The following is a 21,338-nucleotide window of genomic DNA, read 5'->3' as shown; positions in this document are numbered from 1 at the left end:
AGGTTATATTCCACCTAACCCACAACTATTGCCGCATCTCTTGAGCCACTCTACCCCAGCCACTGCCGACGTCACCCTGAACGCTCAGCACCTATCGCGCCGCATCGGCAAGCGCGAGATCGTACACGACGTGACGCTCACGCTGCATCGCGGCGAAGTGCTCGGTCTGCTCGGTCACAACGGCGCGGGTAAAAGCACCGTATTGCAGATGCTGGCGGGCGTACTCACGCCGGACAGCGGCGAGATCAGCATTTCCGGCTTCGACCTGTTACTCCAGCCGCAAGCGGCCAAGGCCAAGCTTGGATTTCTGCCAGAAATGCCGCCGCTGTATAAAGAACTCACGGTCGATGCTTACTTAGCCTTTGCTGCGCGCTTGCGGCTGATACCCACCGCCAAGGTTCACGCCGCCGTCGCCCACGCCAAGCACCGCTGCGGGCTAAGCGCGATGGGCAAAAAGATCATCGCCACGCTGTCCAAAGGCTATCAGCAGCGCGTCGGCATCGCGCAGGCAATCATCCATGAGCCGGACGTCATCATTCTGGACGAGCCTACCGTCGGCCTTGATCCAGCGCAGTTGCGCGAGATACGCGCCCTGATCCGCGAACTAGGTAACACGCATAGCGTCATCCTTTCGACGCACTTGCTGCCCGAAGTCGCCGCGCTGTGCGATCGCGTTGAAGTGATCCGCCAAGGTAAGCAAGTCTATAGTGCCGACCGCAGCGCCTTCGACCACGACGGGTTGGAAGATCGCTTGGTGGAACTGACCACGGAGGTCACGCCATGATACGCACCCTCGCCGCCCGCGAACTACGCAGCCTGTTCGCCCTGCCCTCTACTTGGCTGATGCTAGGCGTGTTGCAATTTCTGCTGGCATGGAATTTCCTGTCCCGCCTCGATGCCTGGCTGCAACTGCAACCGCAACTGGCGCAACTCGCCAACCCGCCCGGTGTGACCATCACCGTCGCCGCGCCTTTGCTCAACATGCTGGGTTTGCTGCTGATGCTGCTGACACCGCTGTTCACCATGCGCGCCTTCGCAGAAGAACGCCGCAACCAGACACTGGCACTGCTGCTTTCCTCGCCCGTTTCCGCGCGTCAACTGGTGCTGGGAAAATTCCTCGGCTTGCTCACTTTCCTCATGTTGCTGGTCGCCGCCGAACTGGCGATGGTCGGTACTCTGGGCATCGGCACCTCGCTAGATAAAGGCTTGCTCGCCGCCAACCTACTCGGTCTGCTGCTGCTCACCATGAGCTTTGTCGCGGTCGGCTTATACATCTCCATGCTCACCGCGCAGCCCATCGTCGCCGCTATCGGCGGACTGGCGGTCTTGCTCGGCCTGTGGGTGATCGACGTGAGCGCCACCGACGAAGGCGCGATCTGGCATGAGCTGTCGCCCGTAGCACACTTCCAAAAACTGAACATCGGCCTGTTCGACACCGCCGACATCACTTTCTTCCTGCTATTCACCGCCGCGTTCCTGCAACTGTCGGTGTGCCGCATCCGCGCACTACGTCGAGGCTGATATGAAAATCCCCCCGACCTCTGCCAAACTCCAAGGACTGCTACTCGCCGCACTGCTGGCAATGCTGGTCACCCTCGGCTGGTTCGCCAGCCAGCACCACCGCGTGTGGGACTGGACGCAGAACACTGCCAACAGCCTGTCTCCTGCCAGTGTGGACGTGCTCAAACAACTCAAGGGCAAGATCGCGCTGACCGTGTTCGCTACCGAGCAAGATGCGGAACACGGCGATCTGCGCCAGCCGGTGCGCGACTTCATCGCGCTCTACCAGCGTTACAAGACCGACATCGCGCTGACCTTCATCGACCCGAGCAAGCAGCCGGAACTGGCGCGACAAGCCGGAGCGCAGATGAATGGCGAGATGCTGGTCGAATACGATGGGCGGCATGAGCGACTGACCACACTGAACGAGCAGACGCTGACCAGCCTGTTGCTGCGCCTAGCGCATCGCAAAAACCAGCTCATCATGTATGTGGACGGCCACGGCGAACGCAAGCTGGATGGCATCGCCAATCACGACCTCGGCGAATTCGGCAAACGGCTGACGCAGAACGGCTTCCGCCTCAGCCCGCTCAACCTCACGCTGGCGCAGGACGTGCCCGACAACGCCAAGCTGCTGGCCATTAGCCAGCCGCGCGCTGACTGGATGCCGGGCGAAGTCGAAAAGCTGCTGCGTTTTCTAGAACATGGCGGTAACGTGTTGTGGTTATTGGATAATGAACCATTGCACGGACTGGAGCCGCTGGCGGAAAAGCTGGGCTTGGTGCTCACACCCGGCTACGTGATCGACCCCGCCGCCGTCGAACAACGCGCCCCCGCCACTTGGGCGCTGGCCTCGGCCTACCCGCCGCACGCGACCACCCGCGATTTCAGCCTCATCACCGTGTTCCCGTTCGCCCGCGCGCTAGTGTGGGACGAGAACGAAAGCTGGAAGCACAGCGTGCTGGTCGAAGCCGCACCGCGTGGCTGGGTCGCGCCCAGTCTGCCGCTGGGCAAGATCGCATTCGACAAGTCGCGTGACACACCCGGCCCCGCCGTGATCGCGCTGGCGCTCAGTCGCAACATCAACGAGCGTGATCAACGCATCGTGGTGGTCGGTAGCGGCTCCTTCCTCGCCAACAGTTTTTCCGGCAACGGCGGCAACCTCGACCTCGGCACCAACCTTATCAACTGGCTGGCGGCGGAAGATGCGCTGATCGTCACTCGCCCACGCGCCGTGCGCGACGACAACCTGCAACTCAGCCGAACCCAGCTCACCACCATCGGCACAACGCTGTTGCTCGTGTTGCCGCTGCTGCTGGCAGGCATCGGCGGCTGGATGTGGTGGCGGCGCCGTGCCTGAGTTACCCGAGGTCGAGACCACGCGGCGCGGTCTCGCGCCCCACCTCGTTGGGCAAACCATCACCGGCGTGATCATCCGCCACCCGCAACTGCGCTGGCCGATTCCCGCTGACTTGCCCGCTCTGCTCACCGGTCAGACGCTGCGCCGCTTGACCCGACGCGCCAAATACCTGCTGGCCAGCTTCGATCACGGCACGCTCATCTTGCACCTCGGCATGTCCGGCAGCTTGCGCATCCTGAATGCCGCAACGCCCTCGGAAAAGCACGACCATTTCGATTTGCTGCTCGCCAGCGGCCAACTCATGCGCTTGCGCGACCCGCGCCGCTTCGGTGCCGTGCTGTGGCACATCGGCGATCCGGCGACGCATCCGCTGCTGGCAAAACTAGGGCCGGAGCCGCTGGAAACCGAGTTCGACGGCGATACGCTCTACCGCGCCACCCGCAACCGCAGCGCCGCTATCAAACTCGTCATCATGGATAATCAGGTCGTCGTCGGCGTCGGCAACATCTACGCCAACGAAGCCCTGTTCCGCGCGGGCATCCGCCCCACCCTGCCCGCAGGAAAACTGACCAAAGCCCGCTGTGCCACCCTCGCCCAGACTATTCGTGAAACGCTCGCCGAGTCCATCACCCAAGGAGGCAGCACCCTACGCGACTTCGTCGATGCCAGCGGCCAACCCGGCTACTTTCAACAAACTTACTGGGTCTATGGCCGCACCGGCGCCCCCTGCCGCCGCTGCGGCAGCACGATCATTCAGATCAAACAGGGCCAACGGTCTAGCTTTTACTGTGATGAGTGTCAGCGGTAGTAGGTCGAAAGACTATATCTTTCAGCATATAGGTTGATTTGAAGCGTGCAGATAGAATCGCGTCATCAGGACAGATGAGTGGACGGAAAAACCGAGCCCCCGGTTTCACTGGTATCTTTCGGCAAAAAAAAGTTTGTGGGTTAATTAATCAAGGGAGTTGTTATGTTAAAAAAATTACTTGTTGTTGCAGGCTTGTCACTCGCAATAGTTGGCTGCGCTTCCGTCAAAATGGCTGATCCGACCCAAGATGCACAAGCCAAGCAATTCGCCGCCAAACCTGACGTTGCTGGAGTTTATGTATACCGCAATGAGCAAATGGGTAGTGCATATAAAATTGAAGTCGATCTTGATGGTAAACCATTAGGAATAACAGCGCCTGACACGTATATCTATACCGAAGTTCGGCCTGGCACTCACACTCTGACGTCTAAAGCAGAAAACACCTCTGAACTAACCTTTGAAGCAGCAGCCGGAAAGCTATATTACGTGTGGCAGGAAATGAAAATGGGAATTCTTTATTTCCGTACCAAACTACAGTTAGTTGATGAAGTCAACGGTCAAAAAGGCGTGCAAGAAACCAAACTTGCAGCCCCCCTATCGAAATAGCTGTAACTCGGCGCAGACCACGATTTTCGAGGTTGCTAACACCACCTCAAAGGCGACCCTTCGGTCGCCTTTTCTATTCATGGCATCCCCGACTAAAACCATCGGGTAAGTTATACTGATTCCGTCCAGCTTTAGGCTGTCAGTGACCCGAAGACCCTGCCATGATCCCGCTCAATTTTGATAATCGTTTCATCCGTGAATTGCCCGGCGATACCGCTGGTGCTGCGCATTCGCGGCAAACGCCGGATGTTTGCTGGGCGGCAGTGCCGCCCTCGCCTGTTGCTCAACCCAAGCTGCTGACTCACTCAGCTGAAGTCGCGGCGCTGTTGGGGCTGAGTGAGGCCGAGGTGCATTCGGATGAGTTCCTAGCGGCGTTTTCGGGCAATCGCTTGTTGCCGGGGATGAGCGCTTACGCGACGCGCTACGGTGGGCATCAGTTCGGTAATTGGGCAGGGCAGTTGGGTGATGGGCGCGCGATAGGCTTGGGTGAAGTGGTCAATGCGGCGGGTGAGCGTTGGGAGTTTCAGCTCAAAGGCGCGGGGCCGACGCCGTATTCGCGCCGTGCAGATGGCCGTGCCGTGTTGCGCTCTTCGCTCCGCGAATTTCTGTGCAGCGAGGCGATGCATCATTTGGGCGTGCCCACGACGCGCGCCTTGAGTCTGATCGCCACGGGTGAGCAGGTCATCCGCGATATGTTCTATGACGGCCATCCACGCCCAGAGCCGGGTGCGATCGTGTGCCGTGTCGCGCCTTCGTTCACCCGCTTTGGGCATTTTGAGATTTTGGCTGCGCGTGGCGAATTGCCGCTGTTAAAACGCCTGTTGGATTTCACGCTGGAGCGCGATTTTCCGCAGATCAGCGGTGCGCCCGCCGAACGCTTCGCTGCTTGGTTCCACTTAGTCTGCGAACGCACGGCGAGGCTGATGGTGGAGTGGCTGCGTGTGGGCTTCGTGCATGGCGTAATGAACACTGACAATATGTCGATCTTGGGGCTGACCATCGACTACGGGCCTTACGGCTGGATGGATAACCTCGATCCGGGCTGGACGCCGAACACTACGGACGCTGAGATGCGGCGCTATTGTTTTGCCCAGCAGCCGGTGGTGGCGCGCTGGAACTTGGAGCGTTTAGCCGAAGCCTTGATGCCAGTTGCCCCTGCACGCTCCGCGCTCGATGCCGGACTCGCTCATTTCGATGCTACGTTCCAGTCTAGTTTGTCTAGCATGTTGGCCGCCAAGTTTGGTTGGTTGAGTTGGCAGGCGGGGGACGCAGAATTGGTGGAGACGGTATTCGAGCTGATGCAGCGCGCCGAAGTCGATATGACCGAGTTTTTCCGTGTACTGGCTGAGATCAAACAGCTCGCCCCCGATCTGGAGGTGTTGCGCGTGGCGTTCTACCACGAGTCGCTGTTCCAAAATCACCGAGACTTGTTCCAATCGTGGCTGGAGCGCTACGTTGCTCGGCTTGCAGAACAAACGGAAAACGACGCAGCACGGCGAACTCGCATGAATCAGGTCAACCCGCGCTTTGTATTGCGGAACTATCTGGCACAGCAAGCCATTGATGCCGCTGAACGCGGCGATCTGTCCATGCTTGAAACGCTGATGCAAGCCGCACGGCAGCCCTACGACGAAAACATCGCGCCTGAACTCACGGCCAAGCGTCCGGCTTGGGCGGTGAATAAAGCGGGTTGCTCGATGTTGTCTTGCAGCTCGTGAGGCGGTAGTAAAACGAGGGTGGGCACGCTGCCCTACCCTCGTTTCAACCGAAAGAAAGTGACTAGAATTGCCGCGTGGCCGAGAAGTTCGCCAGCGTGATCAGGGTTGCTTTGAACGAAGATTCAGGCAGGTTCGCCAGTGCCGCGCACGCCGCTTCCGCCTCGCGCTGCGCTTGTTGGCGAGTATGCTCCAATGCGCCGGTCTGACGAATGATTTCCAACACTTGCGGGAAACTATCGATGTCGCCCTCTTCGATAGCGCGTCGAACCACGCCAGCCTGCTCTGCGGTACCATGTTTCATGGCATAGATCAGCGGCAAGGTCGGCTTGCCCTCGGCCAGATCATCACCTAGATGTTTTCCGGTTTCCTGCTCGTCAGCGGAGTAGTCGAGTACGTCATCGACCAGTTGGAATGCCGTTCCCAGATGCATGCCGTAAGCAGCCGCCGACTGTTCGTGTGCGGCATCGACTTTGCCCAAGATCGCACCCAAGCGCATCGCAGCTTCAAACAATTTAGCGGTCTTGCAGTGAATGACGCGCATGTAGTTTTCGACATCCACGTCGGCGTCATGGCAGTTGAGTAGTTGCAACACTTCGCCTTCAGCGATCAGATTGGTCGCATCGGCCAAAGTCTGCATCACGCGCATGTCGTTCACTTGCACCATCATCTGGAAAGCACGTGAATACAAGAAGTCACCCACCAGCACGCTGGCGGCATTGCCAAACAGCGCACTGGCTGTGGCACGACCGCGACGGAGGTCAGACTCGTCCACCACATCGTCGTGCAACAAGGTCGCCGTATGAATGAACTCGACGACCGCCGCCAGATCGTAATGAAATTTCCCCTGATAACCAAAGGCCTTGGCTGACAAAACCACCAGCGCTGGCCGCAAACGCTTGCCTCCACTGTTGACGATATATTCGCCGACTTGATTGACCAACGCCACGTCCGAATGCAGTCGGTCGCGAATCACACTATCGACAATAGACATGTCGGAAGCGAGGAGCTCTTTTATGGCGTCAATTGACAAGTTGTATCCAGTTTTTCAGGTGGACGGAAAGGGGCGTGATGTTATGGATAGGTGCTAGTCCTGTCAAGCGCTTGGGGCTAACTCCTAGATTAAATTACGTGCATCCATGTAGAAAACTCCAGCGCTGATTCTGACAAAGAATCCCATTTCAATATCAAGGGTAAAATCAGCACTCGCATAACGTCATCGCTGTAAGGCCAAGTGCGTGTCAGCCATTCGCTCCGAACATCATGCGTTTGGCAACAAACTGTTTCGCCAGCGGCACGCAATCCAGCACCGAAAGCGCCAGCCCTCGCGCGTTACCGAGCAGCGGCAGGTCATTCGAGAACATGCGCACCAGCCCGTCGGTGAAGCGGATGCCGGCGTTGCGGTCGATCTTGCGGGAGCGCTGGTAGTCGGACAGCATCGTCGCCGAACCCAGCGTCTCAGGCGCGGCGCGCAAGATCACTTGCGCCAACTCCCACGCATCGCGGATACCCATATTGAAGCCCTGCCCCGCCACCGGGTGCATGGTTTGCGCCGCGTTGCCCAACAGAACAGAGTGCGGCAGCGTGGTTTGCGGAGCGCGCTTCAGTCGCAGCGGATAGCAGGAACGCGGCCCAACGGCCGTGAATGCGCCGACGCGATCACCAAAATGCTCGTGCAGGCGAGTGAGGAAAGTCGCCTCGTCCCACGCCAGCATCGCTTGCGCTTGGTCGTGCGCCGCCGTCCAAACCAGCTCGTAACCATCGTGATACGGCAACAAGGCCACCGGCCCTTGCGTGGTGAAACGCTCAAAAGCCGTGTCCAGCTTAGGATGCGCGCACGTCACATGAGCGATGACGGCACTCTGCCCGTAGTCATGCACCTCAGGCGGATGGCTGGTTTCGAGCAGGCGTCCACCATCAGCCACCACCGCCAGCTTTGCCGTGATGACATGTTCTGAATCATCGTGGGTATAACGGATGGTCGCCACTTCCGCCCCCGTGTCCAACGCCGTCACCGCCGCACCACCGATGCAAGTGAGGCCGCTCGCCAGCACCGCCGCTTGTAAGCCGTTTTGCAATGCCGAATACGGCAACACATGCCCCAGCGCCGGCACGCCCATCTCGCTCGCCCGCAACACCGCCCGCCCGAACGACTGCTTCTGCGAGATATGGATGATGCCAATACTCGAGACGTGCGGCAGCGCCGCCCACACGCCCAGCTTATCCAGCAACAAGCGCGTGCCATAAGACAAGGCCAGCGCACGCGGGTCGTTGCTAGGCGAAAAGTCGCGCGCCTCCAGCAGACATATCTTCAGCCCGCTATCGCGCAAAGCCAATGCCAACGTGCTCCCCACCGGCCCGCCGCCGATGATGGCGATGTCGTAGTTCTCACTCATGACGCATGATCTCCTCGATCTCGGAAATGGATTTCGGTGCAGCCCCCGTCAGCACTTCGCATCCGGATTCCGTCACCGCCACGTCGTCTTCGATGCGGATGCCGATGTTCCACATGGCTTCGGGGATGTCGTCTGCTGGGCGGATGTAGCAGCCGGGTTCGACGGTGAGCACCATGCCAGACTGGAGTGGACGCCAGTCGCCGCCTAGTTTGTAGCTGCCAACATCGTGTACATCCATGCCCAGCCAGTGACCGGTGCGGTGCATGTAGAAGCGTTTGTAGGATTCGCTTTCGAGCACGCCGTCAAGCGTGCCCGAAAGCAATTTAAGATCAAGCATCCCTTGTGCAAGGACGCGTACAGCGGCTTCGTGCGGAACATTCCAGTGCGCGCCAGGACGGATCGCATCGATGGCAGCTGATTGGGCGGCGAGGACGATCTCGTACACGTCGCGCTGGGCGGCGCTGAAACGACCATTCACTGGGAAGGTGCGAGTGATGTCGGCGGCATAGCCGTCCAACTCGCAACCCGCGTCGATCAGCAGCAGGTCGCCGTCCTTGAGCTGCTGGTCGTTGCCGACGTAATGCAGCACGCAGGCGTTGGCACCTCCGGCGACGATACTGGTATAGGCGGGAGCTTGCGCACCACGGCGGCGGAATTCGTGCAGCAGCTCGGCTTCGATCTCGTACTCCATCGAGCCGAGACGGGTGGCGCGCATGGCGCGGCGGTGTGCGTCGCAGGAGATAGCGGCGGCACGGCGCATCACGTCCAACTCGTAGGTATCTTTAAACAGACGCAGCTCATCGAGCAGTCCGCGCACATCACGCAGCGTATCCGGCGCACTGACACCACTACGCGCCTTTGCTTGCACCTCGCCGCGCAAGCGCAGCAGACGCGCATCCCAGACCGCATCCGCGCCAATGGGGTAGTAAACCGCTGGCTGGTCGCCCAGCAGTTCGATCAGTTTTTCGTCGAGCTGGGCGATGGGATAAGCAGCATCGAAACCGAACGCCGCACGCGCCGCTTCGGGGCCGTGGCGGAAGCCGTCCCAGATCTCGCGCTCCAGATTTTTTTCGCGGCAGAACAGGATGGACTGCGGCGTTTCACCCGCAATCAGTACCAGTACCGCCTCAGGTTCGTCGAAACCTGTCAGGTAGTGAAACGAGCTGCCGAAGCGGAAGGGAAAGTGCGCGTCGCCGTTGCGCACTTGCTCAAGCGCAGTGGGAAGAATGGCGATGCCCCGTTGCATCTGGGTTTGCAGTCGCAAGCGACGTTCGGCGTAGATCTTTGATGTCATGGCTGGATGATAATCCGATTCGGTTATTGCGGATGCAGGCTCAATGCAACCAACCGCCTGCACGGAGGATACCTACCAAGCCCACCATCACCCAGAAGATATTGAGCGTGGTGTAGGCCGCATCTTTCTTGAGCAGCGCGCACCAGGAAAGCATCACGGCATCGATGGTGTTGAACGTCCAGACGAACATGAACGGGCTGGCTGGCCCCATCCAACTCACCAACGAGAAGCTGAAGATACGCATAAGCACGCCGGTCATTTCGACGTGCTTGATGTTTCTCAGAACAAAGCGATTGGCTTGCGTAAGAGGCATGGTGTGAGGCTCCTAAGTCTTACGTAGTTTCTGATCCAACGCTTCCAAGCGTTGCGGGGTGCCCACGTCCAGCCAGTAGCCGGTGTGATGCTCACCGCTTACGCGTCCTTCGGCAATGGCGTTGCGCAACAAAGGCGCAAGCGGAGCGGCGACACCGCGCGTCAACCCTGAAAATAGCGCGGAGCGATACAGGCCGATCCCGCTGAAGGTGAATTTGGAGTGCTGAGTACTGAGTGCTGAGTCATGAGGTGGCAACAAACGTCCGTCGCGTAGCGGAAAGTCGCCGCTGGGGTGGTGCTCGGGATTGTTCACTAGCACGAGATGAGCGAGGTCATCGCTGGATCCCAGTTGGCGCGCACGTTCGGGCAGACGGGCGAAGTCGTAGTCGCTCCAGATGTCGCCGTTGATGACGGCAAACACCTCATCACCCAGTAAGGGCAACGCTTGAACAATGCCGCCCGCCGTTTCCAAGGCGGTGATTTCTGGCGAGTAGCGGATGGCTGCGCCGAACTGGCTGCCGTCGCCCAAGACGTCTTCGATCTGCTGACCGAGGTGGGCGTGGTTGATGACAAGGTCAGTGATACCGGCTCGCACTAAGCGTTCGATGTGCCAAACGATCAGCGGCTTGCCGCCCGCTGGCAACAAAGGCTTGGGTGTGTGATCGGTGAGCGGACGCATCCGTTCGCCGCGACCCGCCGCTAAAATCATCGCCAGCATTTACAAATGACTTTCACGTTTGCCCCCTCGCCCGCTTGTGGGAGAGGGTTGTACCCGCAAGGAGTAGGCCGTGGTTGTAGGTGGCTTGCGCCCCAACAACACACGCTCGGGTGAGGGAAAGCGTAGCTTCATGGTCAGAACGAATACCCTTCCTGCACGTCGTTCGGGTGCAACTCGTCGAGCAGGTTGAGCAGCGGCTTGAGGTCGATGTAGCGGGCACAGGCGCGGTGCAGGTATTCGAACACCAGCGGCATGTCTTTCAGGTAGCCATCCTTGCCGTCGCGGTGGTACAAACGCGCGAAGATGCCCAGCACTTTGATATGGCGCTGCACGCCCATCATTTCGTAGTCGCGGTAGAACTCGCCAAAATCTTCGCGCACGGGCAAACCGGCCTTACGCGCCTTTTCCCAATAGCGGATCAGCCAGTCCATGATCTGCGGCTCTTCCCATTGGATGTAGGCATCTTTGAACAGCGAGGCGAGATCGTAGGTGATCGGGCCGTACACCGCATCTTGGAAATCCAATACCCCAGGATTGTTCGTATCAACGTGCATCAGGTTGCGCGAGTGAAAGTCACGATGCACGTAAACACAAGGCTGCGCTAGGTTGTTGGTGAGGATGGCCTTGAAGGCTCGTTCGAGAGTGTGGCTTTGTTTGTCGGTGAGCGTCTTGCCCAGATGCTTGCCGATGTACCACTCGGGAAACAAGTTCAGTTCACGACGCAGCAAGGCTTCGTCGTAGGGCGGCAGCTCATTGGGCTGTGAAGCCAGTTGGATCTTGAGCAAAGCGTCGGTCGCCGCACCGTAAAGTTCAGCAGCATTGTCAGCCTTCAACGCTTGAAGATAGGTTGTACTACCCAAATCGGAAAGCAGCAAAAAACCTTGTTCCAAGTCTTGCGCATAGACATGCGGCACATTCGCACCCGCCGCCTCGAACAAGCTGCCAACATGCAAAAACGGACGGCAGTCCTCATGCTGAGGCGGAGCATCCATAACAACCTGAGTCGTACCGTCAGCAAAAGTCGCACGAAAGTATCGGCGGAAGCTGGCATCGGCGGAAGCTGGGGCAAGAGTGAAGGTTTTATTGGGGTGTACGCTGGAGAGCCAAGTAGAAAGCTGTTTCTGACGTTGCATTATCAATTGCCTTAATCGTGGTTTTGTGCGATTTTAGCACCCTTATTCGAATGCCCAATATGCGTTTCCGCTCCAAGCCCGTCGTCTTCCTCCTGCTGCTATCGTTCACTCCGCCCGTGCTGGCGGACGAGCATGCGTTCGTCCTCAAGCCGACTCGCAGCCTACTAGACTTGCCCAAGCCCACACAAGCGACACCGCTCTTCATGTATGCGGACCAGATTAAGGGGGTCAAGGATTCGCAATTCGAAGCGACGGGGCATGTCGAAATGCGCAGGCTAGGTCAGCGTGTATGGGCAGACTATTTGCTGTATCTGCAACAGTCACAGGAGTTGCATGCCACTGGGTCAATACGATTCGATCAGAACCGAAACACCCTGCTCGGCCCTGAACTTCACCTCAACCTAAAGACGGGTACCGGTGATATGCCGCACCCTCGGTACAATTTAGGTGAAACGAATGCTCACGGTCAGGCGGAGTCTCTGCATATCGCCAGCCGGGAAAACTACACTTTGTCGAACGCGACCTACACGACCTGCTCGGCCGACAAAGAAGACTGGATACTCAAGGCAGGCACGCTCAACATCAACCAAGGCACTCAGATCGGTGAAGCTAGGGATGTCACGATCAGTTGGCTAGGCGTACCGTTCTTGTATTCGCCGTGGATGGACTTTCCACTCAATAGCCAGCGCAAATCTGGCTTTCTCGGCCCCGTATTCGGTGCGACGACCAAGGGCGGCAGTGAGCTGACCGTGCCCTATTACTGGAACATCGCCCCCAATATGGATGCGACGCTGGCGCCACGCGTGATGCAAAAGCGAGGGATTTTACTTAACAACGAGTTCCGCTATCTTCAGCCCAGCTATACTGGCGAAGTCCGTTTGAACGTGCTCCCGTCGGATATGTTGACGAAGACAAGCCGCACGTATTTTGGTCTAAAACATCAGCAGACACTGCCCGCAAACCTTTTAGGGGCGATCAACTACAACTACGTTTCAGATGATAGTTATTTCCGCGACTTATCTGATTCGATCAACTCTGCTAGTCAAATCAACTTATTGCGCGAAGGTGTGCTTTCTTACAATGATGGCGGGTGGTGGAACGCCCAGATGCGCGTGCAGCGGTTTCAGACTCTGCAAGATCCCGCTGCTTTGGTCGTAGTCCCCTATCACCGCACGCCCCAGATCAGCCTGAACGCGCTTCATCCCATCGCAACTGGAACGTTCAAATTCAACAGTGAGTTCGTCGATTTCAGCCACCCTACGGCGGTGAATGGACAGCGCGTAGTGCTTTATCCGAGTATCAGTTACCCCTTGATTTCCAGCCCCGGCGTGTTCGTAACGCCAAAGATCGGCTTTCATAGCACCACATATTCGATGGGTGCGAATAATGCTGCGCAATTGCCAGCCAATCAGACTCGCTCTTTACCCATCATCAGCTTGGATAGCGGACTGTTCTTCGACCAAGAGACCTCTCTGTGGAATCCGAACTACATCCAGACCCTAGAGCCGCGCGCTTACTTCGTTCACATCCCTTATCGCGACCAAAGCCGACTGCCGGTGTTTGATACGGCACAAGCCGGATTTAATTTCGACCAGATTTTCAGCGAGAACCGCTTCATCGGCAGTGACCGAGTGGGTGATGCCAATCAAGTAACCACCGCGCTGACGTCTCGCCTGCTCGACCGCGAAAGTGGCGAAGAACGGATGCGCTTCATCCTAGGACAACGATTCAGCTCCATCTCGCCTAAAGTCAATCTAACGATTCCGACAGGCACAACCAACAAGTCTGATATTTTGCTGGGCTTCTCGGCGCGCGCAAGCCGCACGTGGTCGATGGATAGCCTACTTCAATACAATCCAAGTTTAGCTCGCAACGAATTGTTCAACGCCTCGGCGCGTTATCAGCCGGAACCAGGCAAGGTGCTCAATTTCGGCTATCGCTTCATGCGTAATACGCTCAACATCCCGAACAACTTTATCGACCACATCAATGTGTCGGCTCAATGGCCGCTCTATGGACGCTGGGGCAGCGTGGTTCGCACTAATTTCTCCTTACATGAGAATCGCTTGGTAGAGGGCTTGGCCGGCCTTGAGTATAATCAGGACTGTTGGACTATACGGATGGTGGCACAACGATTCGCCGTGTCCACTGCACAGGCATCCACAGGATTTTTCCTGCAACTGGAATTGAATGGCCTAGTGAAAGTTGGACCTGATCCACTGCAAACCTTGCGTCAAAGTATTCCCGGCTATACAAAAACGAATCAGCCACCCAACAGTGCATCGCTACCGAATCTGTACGATTAGCACCTATAGAAAGTGAATATGTATAAAAAGATACTCCTAGCCTGCCTAGTGACCGCAATAAGTGCCAGTCCGGCACATGCCATCGATCCACAAAAGCAAGTGGCTCCGATCGACCAAATCGTAGTCGTAGTGAACGCTGACGTGATTACTCGGAACGAGTTGGATGAGCGCCTGGCTAACGCCACTAAGCAACTGAAGAAACAAGGAACGCCCCTGCCTGAAGCTGACATTCTGGAAAAACAGGTGTTGGAAAGGATGATCGTCGATCTACTTCAGTCGCAGTTCGCCAAAGAAACAGGCATCCGCATCGATGACACCCAGCTGGATCGCACACTGCAGCGCATCGCACAGTCTAGCAATATCGATACACTCGAAGAGTTCCGCGCTCGCGTCGAACAGGATGGTTCCGATTTCTCGAAATTCCGCGAACAGATCCGTGCAGAAATAGCAGCCACTCGATTGCGTGAGCGCGAGGTAGATGCCAAGACCGTCATCAGCGAAAGCGAGGTTGACAGCTTCCTTGCCAATCAAGAGCGCCAAGGCTACAAGGGCGAGGAGTTCCACTTGGCTCACATATTCATCGGTGTCCCTGAGCAAGCCAGTGCCGCTGCTATTCGCGCCAGTCAACAGCGTGCCGAACAAGCCATCAGCAAATTGCAGAGTGGTGACTCGTTCGCCCAAGTCGCGGCGGGTTATTCAGATGCCAAGGACGGCTTGAACGGCGGCGATCTTGGCTGGCGTCCGGCCGAGCGCATTCCCCCTCAGTTCATGGAAGAGTTGAAAAAAATTCAGCTGGGTGGATTCAGCTCGGTATTGCGCAGTCCGAACGGCTTCCACATCATCAAGCTGCTAGAACGACGCGATAAGAACCAAGCCGTCGTCGTGACACAAACGCATGTCCGCCATATCTTGATCCGCACCAGCGAGCTTGTTCCCGAGAAAGAGGCCAAAGCCAAGTTGCTGGAAGTCAAACGCGCGCTCGATAACGGCGCGGATTTCGCAGAACAAGCCAAGCTCAATTCAGAAGACGGTAGCGCATCCAAAGGTGGCGACCTCGGCTGGCTTTCACCCAGCGACACTGTGCCTGAATTCGAGAGCGGCATGAATGCGACAGCGATAGGCCAAGTCAGCCCCCCGATCCAATCAGGCTTCGGTTTCCACCTGATCCAAGTGCTAGAACGTCGCAATCAGGATGTGAGTGTGGAGCAAAAGCGCTTACAAGCGAAGCAATCCATCCGTGCGCTCAAGTCCGACGAAGCCTACCAAGACTGGCTACGTCAACTGCGTGACCGCGCCTTCGTCGAATATCGCATTGAGCACTAAATCGCAGCTGCTCGCCGTCACCAGCGGCGAACCCGCAGGCATCGGTCCCGACCTGTGCCTGCAACTAGCTGGGTACGGTTTGCCGCTGGTGGTGCTGGCGGATAAAACACTGTTGGCAGAGCGCGCACAGCAATTAGGGCTGAATGTCACGCTGCTTGATTATGTCGCGCACGCGGAGACTCGCAGCACACCCGGCCAACTCACCGTCCTGCACATCCCGCTGTCACAACCAGTGGAAGCAGGAAAACTCGACCCAGCCAACAGCCGCTACGTGCTGGAGCTACTCACCCGCGCCGCGCAGGGTTGCCAATCCGGCGAGTTCGCCAGCATGGTCACCGCACCGGTACATAAGGGCGTCATCAACGATGCAGGCATCCCTTTCACCGGCCACACCGAATTCCTCGCCGAACTGACACACACACCGTTAGTGGTGATGATGCTGGCAGGAGGGAATCTGCGCGTGGCGCTGGCCACCACGCATCTGCCACTGCGCGAAGTATCAGATGCCATCACCCAGCCTTTGCTGGAAGCCGTGCTGCGCATCTTGCGCCATGACTTGCAGCGGCGCTTTGGGCTGAAAAACCCGCGCATCCTTGTCGCTGGGCTGAATCCCCACGCAGGTGAAAACGGCCATCTTGGGCGCGAAGAGATCGAGGTGATCACCCCCGTGCTGGACAAGCTGCGCGCCGAAGGATTCAACATCTCTGCCCCGCTGCCCGCCGACACCCTGTTCGCCGTACATAGACTGAAAGAAGCCGATGCCGTGCTGGCGATGTACCACGATCAGGGCTTGCCGGTATTGAAGCACGCCAGCTTCGGCGAAGGCGTCAACATCACGCTGGGCCTGCCCATCATCCGCACCTCGGTCGATCACGGCACCGCGCTGGAACTGGCGGGAACGGGCAAAGCCGAGGTGGGCAGCTTATTGGAAGCGATCAAAGTCGCACAGGAGATGGCTCAACATGAGCGGACATAAAGCAAAAAAACAGTTTGGTCAGAACTTCCTAGTTGATCAGGCCATCATCGCCGACATCGTCCGCGCCATCCGGCCGGAGGCTGCCGACACGATGGTGGAGATCGGCCCTGGGCTGGGGGCGCTGACGCGACCGCTGCTTCAGCACTTGAATCATCTGCATGTGGTGGAGATCGACCGTGACATCATTGCGCGGCTGCACACTGACTACCCGCAGGCCAAGCTCACCGTCCATGCGGGTGATGCGCTCAAGTTTGATTTTGCCACGCTGCCTGCGCCGCTGCGCATCGTCGGCAATCTGCCTTACAACATCTCCTCGCCGTTGCTGTTCCATTTCGCCGACTACGCCGAGCGCGTGAACGACATGCACTTCATGTTGCAGAACGAGGTGGTGGAACGCATGGTGGCGGAGCCTTCGACGGCAGCTTACGGGCGCTTGTCGGTGATGTTGCAGGCGCGCTTCTACATGGAGAAGCTGCTCGACGTGCCGCCGGAATCCTTCCGCCCGGCCCCCAAGGTGGATTCCGCTATCGTGCGCATGATCCCGTTGCCGGTGAATCAACTACTAGTGAAGGATCAGGCGCGTTTCTCCGCCATCGTCGGCACGGCTTTTGGTCAGCGCCGCAAGATGTTGCGCAGCACGCTGAAGGCATATCTGAACGAAGCTGATTTTGAGAAACTAGGGATCGATTCGCAACTACGCGCCGAAAACCTCGGCGTTGAAGAGTTTGCTCGTATTGCCTGTTACACAAGAGCCTAAGTATCAGACCGAGGCAACCGGCTTACCAAAGTGATAACCCTGGGCGTAATCCACGCCCATTTCCGCCAAGATAGCAGCAGTTTCAGCATCTTCGACAAATTCGGCAACCGTCTGTAAACCAAACTCTTTGGCAACTTGATGGATGTGCCGGACCATGATGCGATCACGCTCATCCATAGCCATCTGGCGCACGAAGCCGCCTTCGATTTTGACGTAATCCACCGTCAGGTATTTGAGGTAGAGGAAAGAAGAGAAGCCGCTACCGAAATCGTCCAGCGCAATGGCAATACCCTTGCTACGCAACTCGTCGATCACTCCCTTCACCGTCCCCATATGCGGCAAAGCTTCCCGTTCTGTGATCTCCAGAACGATACGCTGGCAAGGGATACCCATCTTCAATACTTGCTCGGGTATGGAGCGTACCCAATCAAGGTCTGCGAATGTGCGAGCGGACAGATTGAAGAACATTTTCGCTTCAGGGTATTGATGAGCCATGCTTTGCAACTGTGCCAGCCCTTTGTTGAACACGCGCATATCCAATTCACGGATCATGCCCAGTTCCTCGGCAGCCTCGATGAACTGCCCAGCGGCGATCAAGCGCTCGCCATCGCGGATGCGTGCCAGTGCTTCAAATGCCATCGGCACGCCATCTTTCACCGAAACAATCGGCTGTAGGAAGGCGTCGATACGATCTTCCATCAATGCACGACGCAGGAAATCTCCACGCCGGAAGATGTTCGTCTCGGCCCCATCGGGGTCGCTATCCGAGGTGAGAACCTGATTCTTCCCATGATTCTTGGCCTTGTATAGCACCACATCCATAGCCGTTTGAAGCTCGGTGTTGGTGGCGCCATCACTGGGAAAACTCACCACACTAAAGCTGGCAGACAAACCCACTTTCCCTACGGGCAGATCGAACGGCTCGTCAGCCAAGGCACGATGCAGCTTCTGCCCCACTAACAAGGCCTGTTCGGGCGATGTTTCCGGGAGAATGATCGCGAACTCGTCGCCCCCCAAACGCGCCATCAGATCACCTTTACGCAAGGAGGATTCAAGCAGCATGCTCATCTGCTTAAGCGCCATATCGCCCACTGGGTGGCCATACGTGTCGTTGACGAATTTGAAATCGTCGAGATCGGCCATGATGATGGAGAATTTATGCTCATGGCGCAAAGCACGATTGATCTCATACTCCAAAAACTCATCAAACTTGCGGCGGTTATACAGACCAGTGAGCGGATCGCGCACCGCCAACTCCTCCATACGCTCGTTGTATTCCTGCACGGTGGAAAGCAGATGATTGAAATATTCTGCCAAGCGTTGCAACTCGACGATACGATGTCCTCCTTTGATCCGATGCGACAGATCCATATCGTGGGTGATGCGCTGAATGACATCTACCAGTTCGGCGATCGGCTGCGCCACCAGATAGCGTAACGTGACGTAGAGCACGATGAATACCACTGCCATCACCAACAAGGTATAACCGACGATAGAGTTGATCAGGTAAGTCAGCGACACCTTGATCTCGCTGACCGGATAGGTGATGTCGATCACCCCGTGCACTGCCCCGACATGAGACTCAGTGTGGCAAACCAAGCATTCTGCTGTGGCTCGCACGGGATAGATGTAACGCAACTCGTGCTCGTTCGTAAACTCCATCAAGTCCTTGCCATCCGTCAGCGCCTGCATCAGCATCGGATCTTTGGCGATGACCTCGCCCTCGCCCTCCATGGCGCCAAATTGATGAGCGACCATCTCGCCACGATATACACGGATGTCGAGCCTAGGCATGGTTTTGTTGAGCCGTCCGATCACCTCCTTGATCTCGTCCTTGTTCCAGCCCTTGCGCATAGCGGAATACAGGCTCTGGAACACCAACTTCGAAGTCTGCTTAGCCTCGTCTCGAGCGAGATCATGGACAGCGCGGTCACGTACCACGCCCGACAAAACAAAAAGCAGCACCAACGCCAAAATCATGGAAACTATCGACAGCGTCAATAACAGTCGCCCCAAGGTTACTCGCTTGATGAAGTAGAACAGTTTGGTCATGGCATGGGGGGGTTAGGGAAAGTCCTTACTAGTTATGTGGCAATATACACTAGCTTAACAGTGGGACAAAGCTCCTTAGATAACGGTCAATCGAGGACTGATGTCTGGCTAAGAATGATTGGCTTACGCATCAAATCTCGCCCCCAGCTCGCATATAGCCTGACCAGCCAGCCAACACCCGCACCACGCCATAACTGGCCCAAGCGAGCAATCGAAACAATGGATTCAGTTTAAGCCACTGATGAACCTCGATACGATGTGAGCCATGCGTCAACGCCTCCAGCAAACTGGCACGAAGCTCACCGGCGAAGGCTGCATCACGCACTACCAGATTACCCTCGCGCGCCAGTAGCAAACTGAAAGGGTCAATATTGCTCGAACCCACCGTCGCCCATTGCCCATCCACCACCGCGACTTTCGCGTGCAGATAGCTGGCATGGTATTCGTGGATCTCGACTCCTGCATGTAGCAATTGGCCATACAGCGCGCGACAAGCATAGTGCTGTAACCAGTTATCCACCCTTCCCTGCAACAGCAACACCACCCTTACACCACGCTCAGCCGCGCTCACTAAGGCGCGGCGAAACTTTCGTCCTGGCAGGAAGTAGGCATTGGCCAGCACGATCTCGTGCTGTGCCTGTCCGATGGCTTTAAGGTAAGCGCGCTCGATGTCGCGCCGATGGCGCAGATTGTCGCGCAACAGGAAGGCGACTTTCTGGCGCGTATCGGACTTCAACATACGCGGCAATGCATCACGATCACCGCGTTGGCGCAGTTGTGACCAAGACACCAGCGCCCATAAGCGACGAACAGCGGCGTGCATGTCATGCACCACTGGGCCGCTGACTTCCACGGCATAGTCAAGACGCGGCGACTCACTGCCGGGAGCAACATCGTTGATGATATTGATGCCTCCGACAAAGCCGATCCGCCCATCCACCACCGCCAGCTTCCGATGTAAGCGACGCAAGCGGTGCCGGCGCAGGTTAAAACGCCCAAACTCCTGCCGGAACCAACGCACCGTCACACCCGCTGCGCGCATCCGCTCGACCCAATGCTCTGGCAACGCCGCACTACCGAATCCATCTAACAACAGGTGGACGCGCACACCGCGCCTCGCCGCCTGCTCCAAGGCCTCGGCTACCCAGCGTCCTTCCTGATCGGCCGCGAAGATATAGGACTCCAGATATACGCTATGCTCTGCCGCTCCGATTGCTTCAATCAAACGGGGAAAGTATTCCTCGCCGTTGCGCAGCAGGTTCAAAGTATGTCCGGCGACCTCAAAGGTATCGCTCATGGTAGGTGCAACACCGCCGACAGGGCTGCGTGATCCGAGATGCGATCCCAAGGATGCTGGAAATGAACCTTGGCCTCCGCCACCTCCAGTCCGCGCACATAGATACGATCCAATGACAACACCGGCACGGTTGCGGGAAAACTCTTAGCAGGCTTGCCACGCAGCCGCTCGAACACCTCATGCAGCCCTAGCTCTCGTCCCAGAATGCCACTCGCCTCGTTGCGCCAATCGTTGAAATCGCCAGCGATGATGATGGGCTCGCCCTCCGGTACGGCGTGCGCGATGTACTGCACCATGTCGCGCAACTGCGTCCGCCGACCGCGCGCGAACAGGCCTAGGTGCACACTGAAACAATGCACGACGACATCGCGGTTCGGCAACTGCACTTTGCTGTGCAGCAAGCCGCGACTCTCGAAGCGGTGCGCCGAAATATCGCAGTTATGGGTAGCGATGATAGGAAAGTGACTCAGGATCGCATTGCCGTGATGCCCGGCGTCGTACACGCAATTCTTGCCATAAGAAAAATGTAGCCAACGCTGCTCCGCCAAAAACTCATGTTGCGGTGATGTCGGATAGTCGTGGAAACGACGCGTATGCAGACTGTTCTCGCCCAGCACCTCTTGCAAGAACACTATGTCGGCGCTCAGCGAACGCAAACACTCCCGCAATTCGTGCAGCACCATGCGCCGATTGAAATGTGAGAAGCCTTTGTGGATATTATAGGTGGCGATATTCAGCATATTAAACACACTTGAATTCGACTAGCCGAGAGCGACATCCTAACC

The 21,338-nt window shown here is 57.3% G+C and carries 19 protein-coding genes; 10 read left to right on the top strand and 9 right to left on the bottom strand.

Annotated features, from left to right (window positions below):
- The first annotated feature begins 40 nt into the window (after positions 1-40).
- From OYT1_RS05010 to OYT1_RS04985, 6 genes are all read left to right on the top strand, one after another.
- The gene (locus tag OYT1_RS05010; protein WP_062627434.1) at positions 41-784 is read left to right on the top strand and encodes an ABC transporter ATP-binding protein; all 744 of its coding nucleotides are present in this window, start codon (positions 41-43) and stop codon (positions 782-784) included.
- Positions 781-1,521, top strand: a complete 741-nt coding sequence (locus OYT1_RS05005) for an ABC transporter permease (protein WP_062627404.1) — start codon at positions 781-783, stop codon at positions 1,519-1,521. The genes OYT1_RS05010 and OYT1_RS05005 overlap by 4 nt, the downstream gene beginning before the upstream one ends.
- Position 1,522: 1 nt before the next feature.
- Entirely contained in the window at positions 1,523-2,860 is a 1,338-nt protein-coding gene (locus OYT1_RS05000; protein WP_062627405.1) for a GldG family protein, read from the top strand.
- The gene (mutM, locus tag OYT1_RS04995; protein ID WP_062627406.1) at positions 2,853-3,668 is read left to right on the top strand and encodes a bifunctional DNA-formamidopyrimidine glycosylase/DNA-(apurinic or apyrimidinic site) lyase; all 816 of its coding nucleotides are present in this window, start codon (positions 2,853-2,855) and stop codon (positions 3,666-3,668) included. Before OYT1_RS05000 ends, mutM begins: the two co-directional genes overlap by 8 nt.
- Positions 3,669-3,830: 162 nt before the next feature.
- Positions 3,831-4,274, top strand: coding sequence for a DUF2846 domain-containing protein (locus OYT1_RS04990; protein ID WP_062627407.1), 444 nt, complete (start codon positions 3,831-3,833; stop codon positions 4,272-4,274).
- Between the two features lie 161 nt (positions 4,275-4,435).
- Positions 4,436-5,992 carry a protein adenylyltransferase SelO gene (locus OYT1_RS04985; protein WP_062627408.1) on the top strand — a complete coding sequence of 519 codons (1,557 nt, stop codon included), beginning with the start codon at positions 4,436-4,438 and terminating at the stop codon, positions 5,990-5,992.
- 61 nt (positions 5,993-6,053) lie between these two features.
- Here OYT1_RS04985 and ispB read toward each other — a convergent pair whose 3' ends face one another.
- The 6 genes from ispB to OYT1_RS04955 form a co-directional block, all read right to left on the bottom strand.
- On the bottom strand, positions 6,054-7,022 hold the full coding sequence (gene ispB / locus OYT1_RS04980; protein WP_062627409.1) for an octaprenyl diphosphate synthase: 969 nt from the start codon (positions 7,020-7,022) through the stop codon (positions 6,054-6,056).
- Between the two features lie 208 nt (positions 7,023-7,230).
- A complete protein-coding gene (locus tag OYT1_RS04975; RefSeq protein WP_062627410.1) occupies positions 7,231-8,385 on the bottom strand; it encodes an FAD-dependent monooxygenase in 1,155 nt (384 codons plus the stop codon).
- On the bottom strand, positions 8,378-9,679 hold the full coding sequence (locus OYT1_RS04970; protein WP_062627411.1) for an aminopeptidase P N-terminal domain-containing protein: 1,302 nt from the start codon (positions 9,677-9,679) through the stop codon (positions 8,378-8,380). Before OYT1_RS04970 ends, OYT1_RS04975 begins: the two co-directional genes overlap by 8 nt.
- A gap of 40 nt (positions 9,680-9,719) precedes the next feature.
- Positions 9,720-9,992: a hypothetical protein gene (locus tag OYT1_RS04965; protein WP_197714108.1), complete on the bottom strand. Its 273-nt coding sequence runs from the start codon at positions 9,990-9,992 to the stop codon at positions 9,720-9,722.
- 12 nt (positions 9,993-10,004) lie between these two features.
- The gene (gene murU, locus OYT1_RS04960; protein ID WP_062627412.1) at positions 10,005-10,709 is read right to left on the bottom strand and encodes an N-acetylmuramate alpha-1-phosphate uridylyltransferase MurU; all 705 of its coding nucleotides are present in this window, start codon (positions 10,707-10,709) and stop codon (positions 10,005-10,007) included.
- Between the two features lie 134 nt (positions 10,710-10,843).
- A complete protein-coding gene (locus OYT1_RS04955) occupies positions 10,844-11,842 on the bottom strand; it encodes an aminoglycoside phosphotransferase family protein (protein WP_062627413.1) in 999 nt (332 codons plus the stop codon).
- Between the two features lie 59 nt (positions 11,843-11,901).
- On the opposite strand from OYT1_RS04955, the gene OYT1_RS04950 reads away from it, so the two are divergent.
- The 4 genes from OYT1_RS04950 to rsmA are packed head-to-tail and all read left to right on the top strand — an operon-like array spanning position 11,902 to position 17,204.
- Entirely contained in the window at positions 11,902-14,148 is a 2,247-nt protein-coding gene (locus OYT1_RS04950) for an LPS-assembly protein LptD (protein WP_062627436.1), read from the top strand.
- Between the two features lie 18 nt (positions 14,149-14,166).
- On the top strand, positions 14,167-15,471 hold the full coding sequence (locus OYT1_RS04945; RefSeq protein ID WP_062627414.1) for a peptidylprolyl isomerase: 1,305 nt from the start codon (positions 14,167-14,169) through the stop codon (positions 15,469-15,471).
- Positions 15,461-16,447 carry a 4-hydroxythreonine-4-phosphate dehydrogenase PdxA gene (gene pdxA, locus OYT1_RS04940; RefSeq protein WP_062627415.1) on the top strand — a complete coding sequence of 329 codons (987 nt, stop codon included), beginning with the start codon at positions 15,461-15,463 and terminating at the stop codon, positions 16,445-16,447. Before OYT1_RS04945 ends, pdxA begins: the two co-directional genes overlap by 11 nt.
- Entirely contained in the window at positions 16,434-17,204 is a 771-nt protein-coding gene (gene rsmA, locus OYT1_RS04935) for a 16S rRNA (adenine(1518)-N(6)/adenine(1519)-N(6))-dimethyltransferase RsmA (protein ID WP_062627416.1), read from the top strand. Before pdxA ends, rsmA begins: the two co-directional genes overlap by 14 nt.
- A 3-nt stretch (positions 17,205-17,207) precedes the next feature.
- Here rsmA and OYT1_RS04930 read toward each other — a convergent pair whose 3' ends face one another.
- The 3 genes from OYT1_RS04930 to OYT1_RS04920 all read right to left on the bottom strand — a co-directional run bounded on the left by OYT1_RS04930 (position 17,208) and on the right by OYT1_RS04920 (position 21,293).
- Positions 17,208-19,256, bottom strand: coding sequence for a putative bifunctional diguanylate cyclase/phosphodiesterase (locus OYT1_RS04930; protein WP_062627417.1), 2,049 nt, complete (start codon positions 19,254-19,256; stop codon positions 17,208-17,210).
- 130 nt (positions 19,257-19,386) lie between these two features.
- Positions 19,387-20,553, bottom strand: a complete 1,167-nt coding sequence (gene clsB / locus OYT1_RS04925; RefSeq protein WP_062627418.1) for a cardiolipin synthase ClsB — start codon at positions 20,551-20,553, stop codon at positions 19,387-19,389.
- Positions 20,550-21,293 (bottom strand): endonuclease/exonuclease/phosphatase family protein, encoded by a 744-nt coding sequence (locus tag OYT1_RS04920; protein WP_062627419.1) that lies wholly within the window; start codon positions 21,291-21,293, stop codon positions 20,550-20,552. The genes clsB and OYT1_RS04920 overlap by 4 nt, the downstream gene beginning before the upstream one ends.
- Between the last annotated feature and the right edge of the window lie 45 nt (positions 21,294-21,338).

It is taken from the genome of Ferriphaselus amnicola, from assembly GCF_000974685.2.
Lineage (GTDB): Bacteria > Pseudomonadota > Gammaproteobacteria > Burkholderiales > Gallionellaceae > Ferriphaselus > Ferriphaselus amnicola.
This window is presented reverse-complemented; position numbering and strand designations above follow the sequence as displayed.

What these genes read in the sequence shown, in the direction of transcription:
- rsmA (WP_062627416.1), top strand. Translation starts at nt 16,434, where the DNA reads ATGAGCGGACATAAAGCAAAAAAACAGTTTGGTCAGAACTTCCTAGTT.
- OYT1_RS04975 (WP_062627410.1), bottom strand. Translation starts at nt 8,385, where the DNA reads ATGAGTGAGAACTACGACATCGCCATCATCGGCGGCGGGCCGGTGGGG.
- OYT1_RS04950 (WP_062627436.1), top strand. Translation starts at nt 11,902, where the DNA reads ATGCGTTTCCGCTCCAAGCCCGTCGTCTTCCTCCTGCTGCTATCGTTC.
- OYT1_RS05000 (WP_062627405.1), top strand. Translation starts at nt 1,523, where the DNA reads ATGAAAATCCCCCCGACCTCTGCCAAACTCCAAGGACTGCTACTCGCC.
- murU (WP_062627412.1), bottom strand. Translation starts at nt 10,709, where the DNA reads ATGCTGGCGATGATTTTAGCGGCGGGTCGCGGCGAACGGATGCGTCCG.
- OYT1_RS04930 (WP_062627417.1), bottom strand. Translation starts at nt 19,256, where the DNA reads ATGACCAAACTGTTCTACTTCATCAAGCGAGTAACCTTGGGGCGACTG.
- OYT1_RS05005 (WP_062627404.1), top strand. Translation starts at nt 781, where the DNA reads ATGATACGCACCCTCGCCGCCCGCGAACTACGCAGCCTGTTCGCCCTG.
- OYT1_RS04945 (WP_062627414.1), top strand. Translation starts at nt 14,167, where the DNA reads ATGTATAAAAAGATACTCCTAGCCTGCCTAGTGACCGCAATAAGTGCC.
- OYT1_RS04965 (WP_197714108.1), bottom strand. Translation starts at nt 9,992, where the DNA reads ATGCCTCTTACGCAAGCCAATCGCTTTGTTCTGAGAAACATCAAGCAC.
- OYT1_RS04955 (WP_062627413.1), bottom strand. Translation starts at nt 11,842, where the DNA reads ATGCAACGTCAGAAACAGCTTTCTACTTGGCTCTCCAGCGTACACCCC.
- OYT1_RS04990 (WP_062627407.1), top strand. Translation starts at nt 3,831, where the DNA reads ATGTTAAAAAAATTACTTGTTGTTGCAGGCTTGTCACTCGCAATAGTT.
- OYT1_RS04985 (WP_062627408.1), top strand. Translation starts at nt 4,436, where the DNA reads ATGATCCCGCTCAATTTTGATAATCGTTTCATCCGTGAATTGCCCGGC.
- OYT1_RS04970 (WP_062627411.1), bottom strand. Translation starts at nt 9,679, where the DNA reads ATGACATCAAAGATCTACGCCGAACGTCGCTTGCGACTGCAAACCCAG.
- clsB (WP_062627418.1), bottom strand. Translation starts at nt 20,553, where the DNA reads ATGAGCGATACCTTTGAGGTCGCCGGACATACTTTGAACCTGCTGCGC.
- OYT1_RS04920 (WP_062627419.1), bottom strand. Translation starts at nt 21,293, where the DNA reads ATGCTGAATATCGCCACCTATAATATCCACAAAGGCTTCTCACATTTC.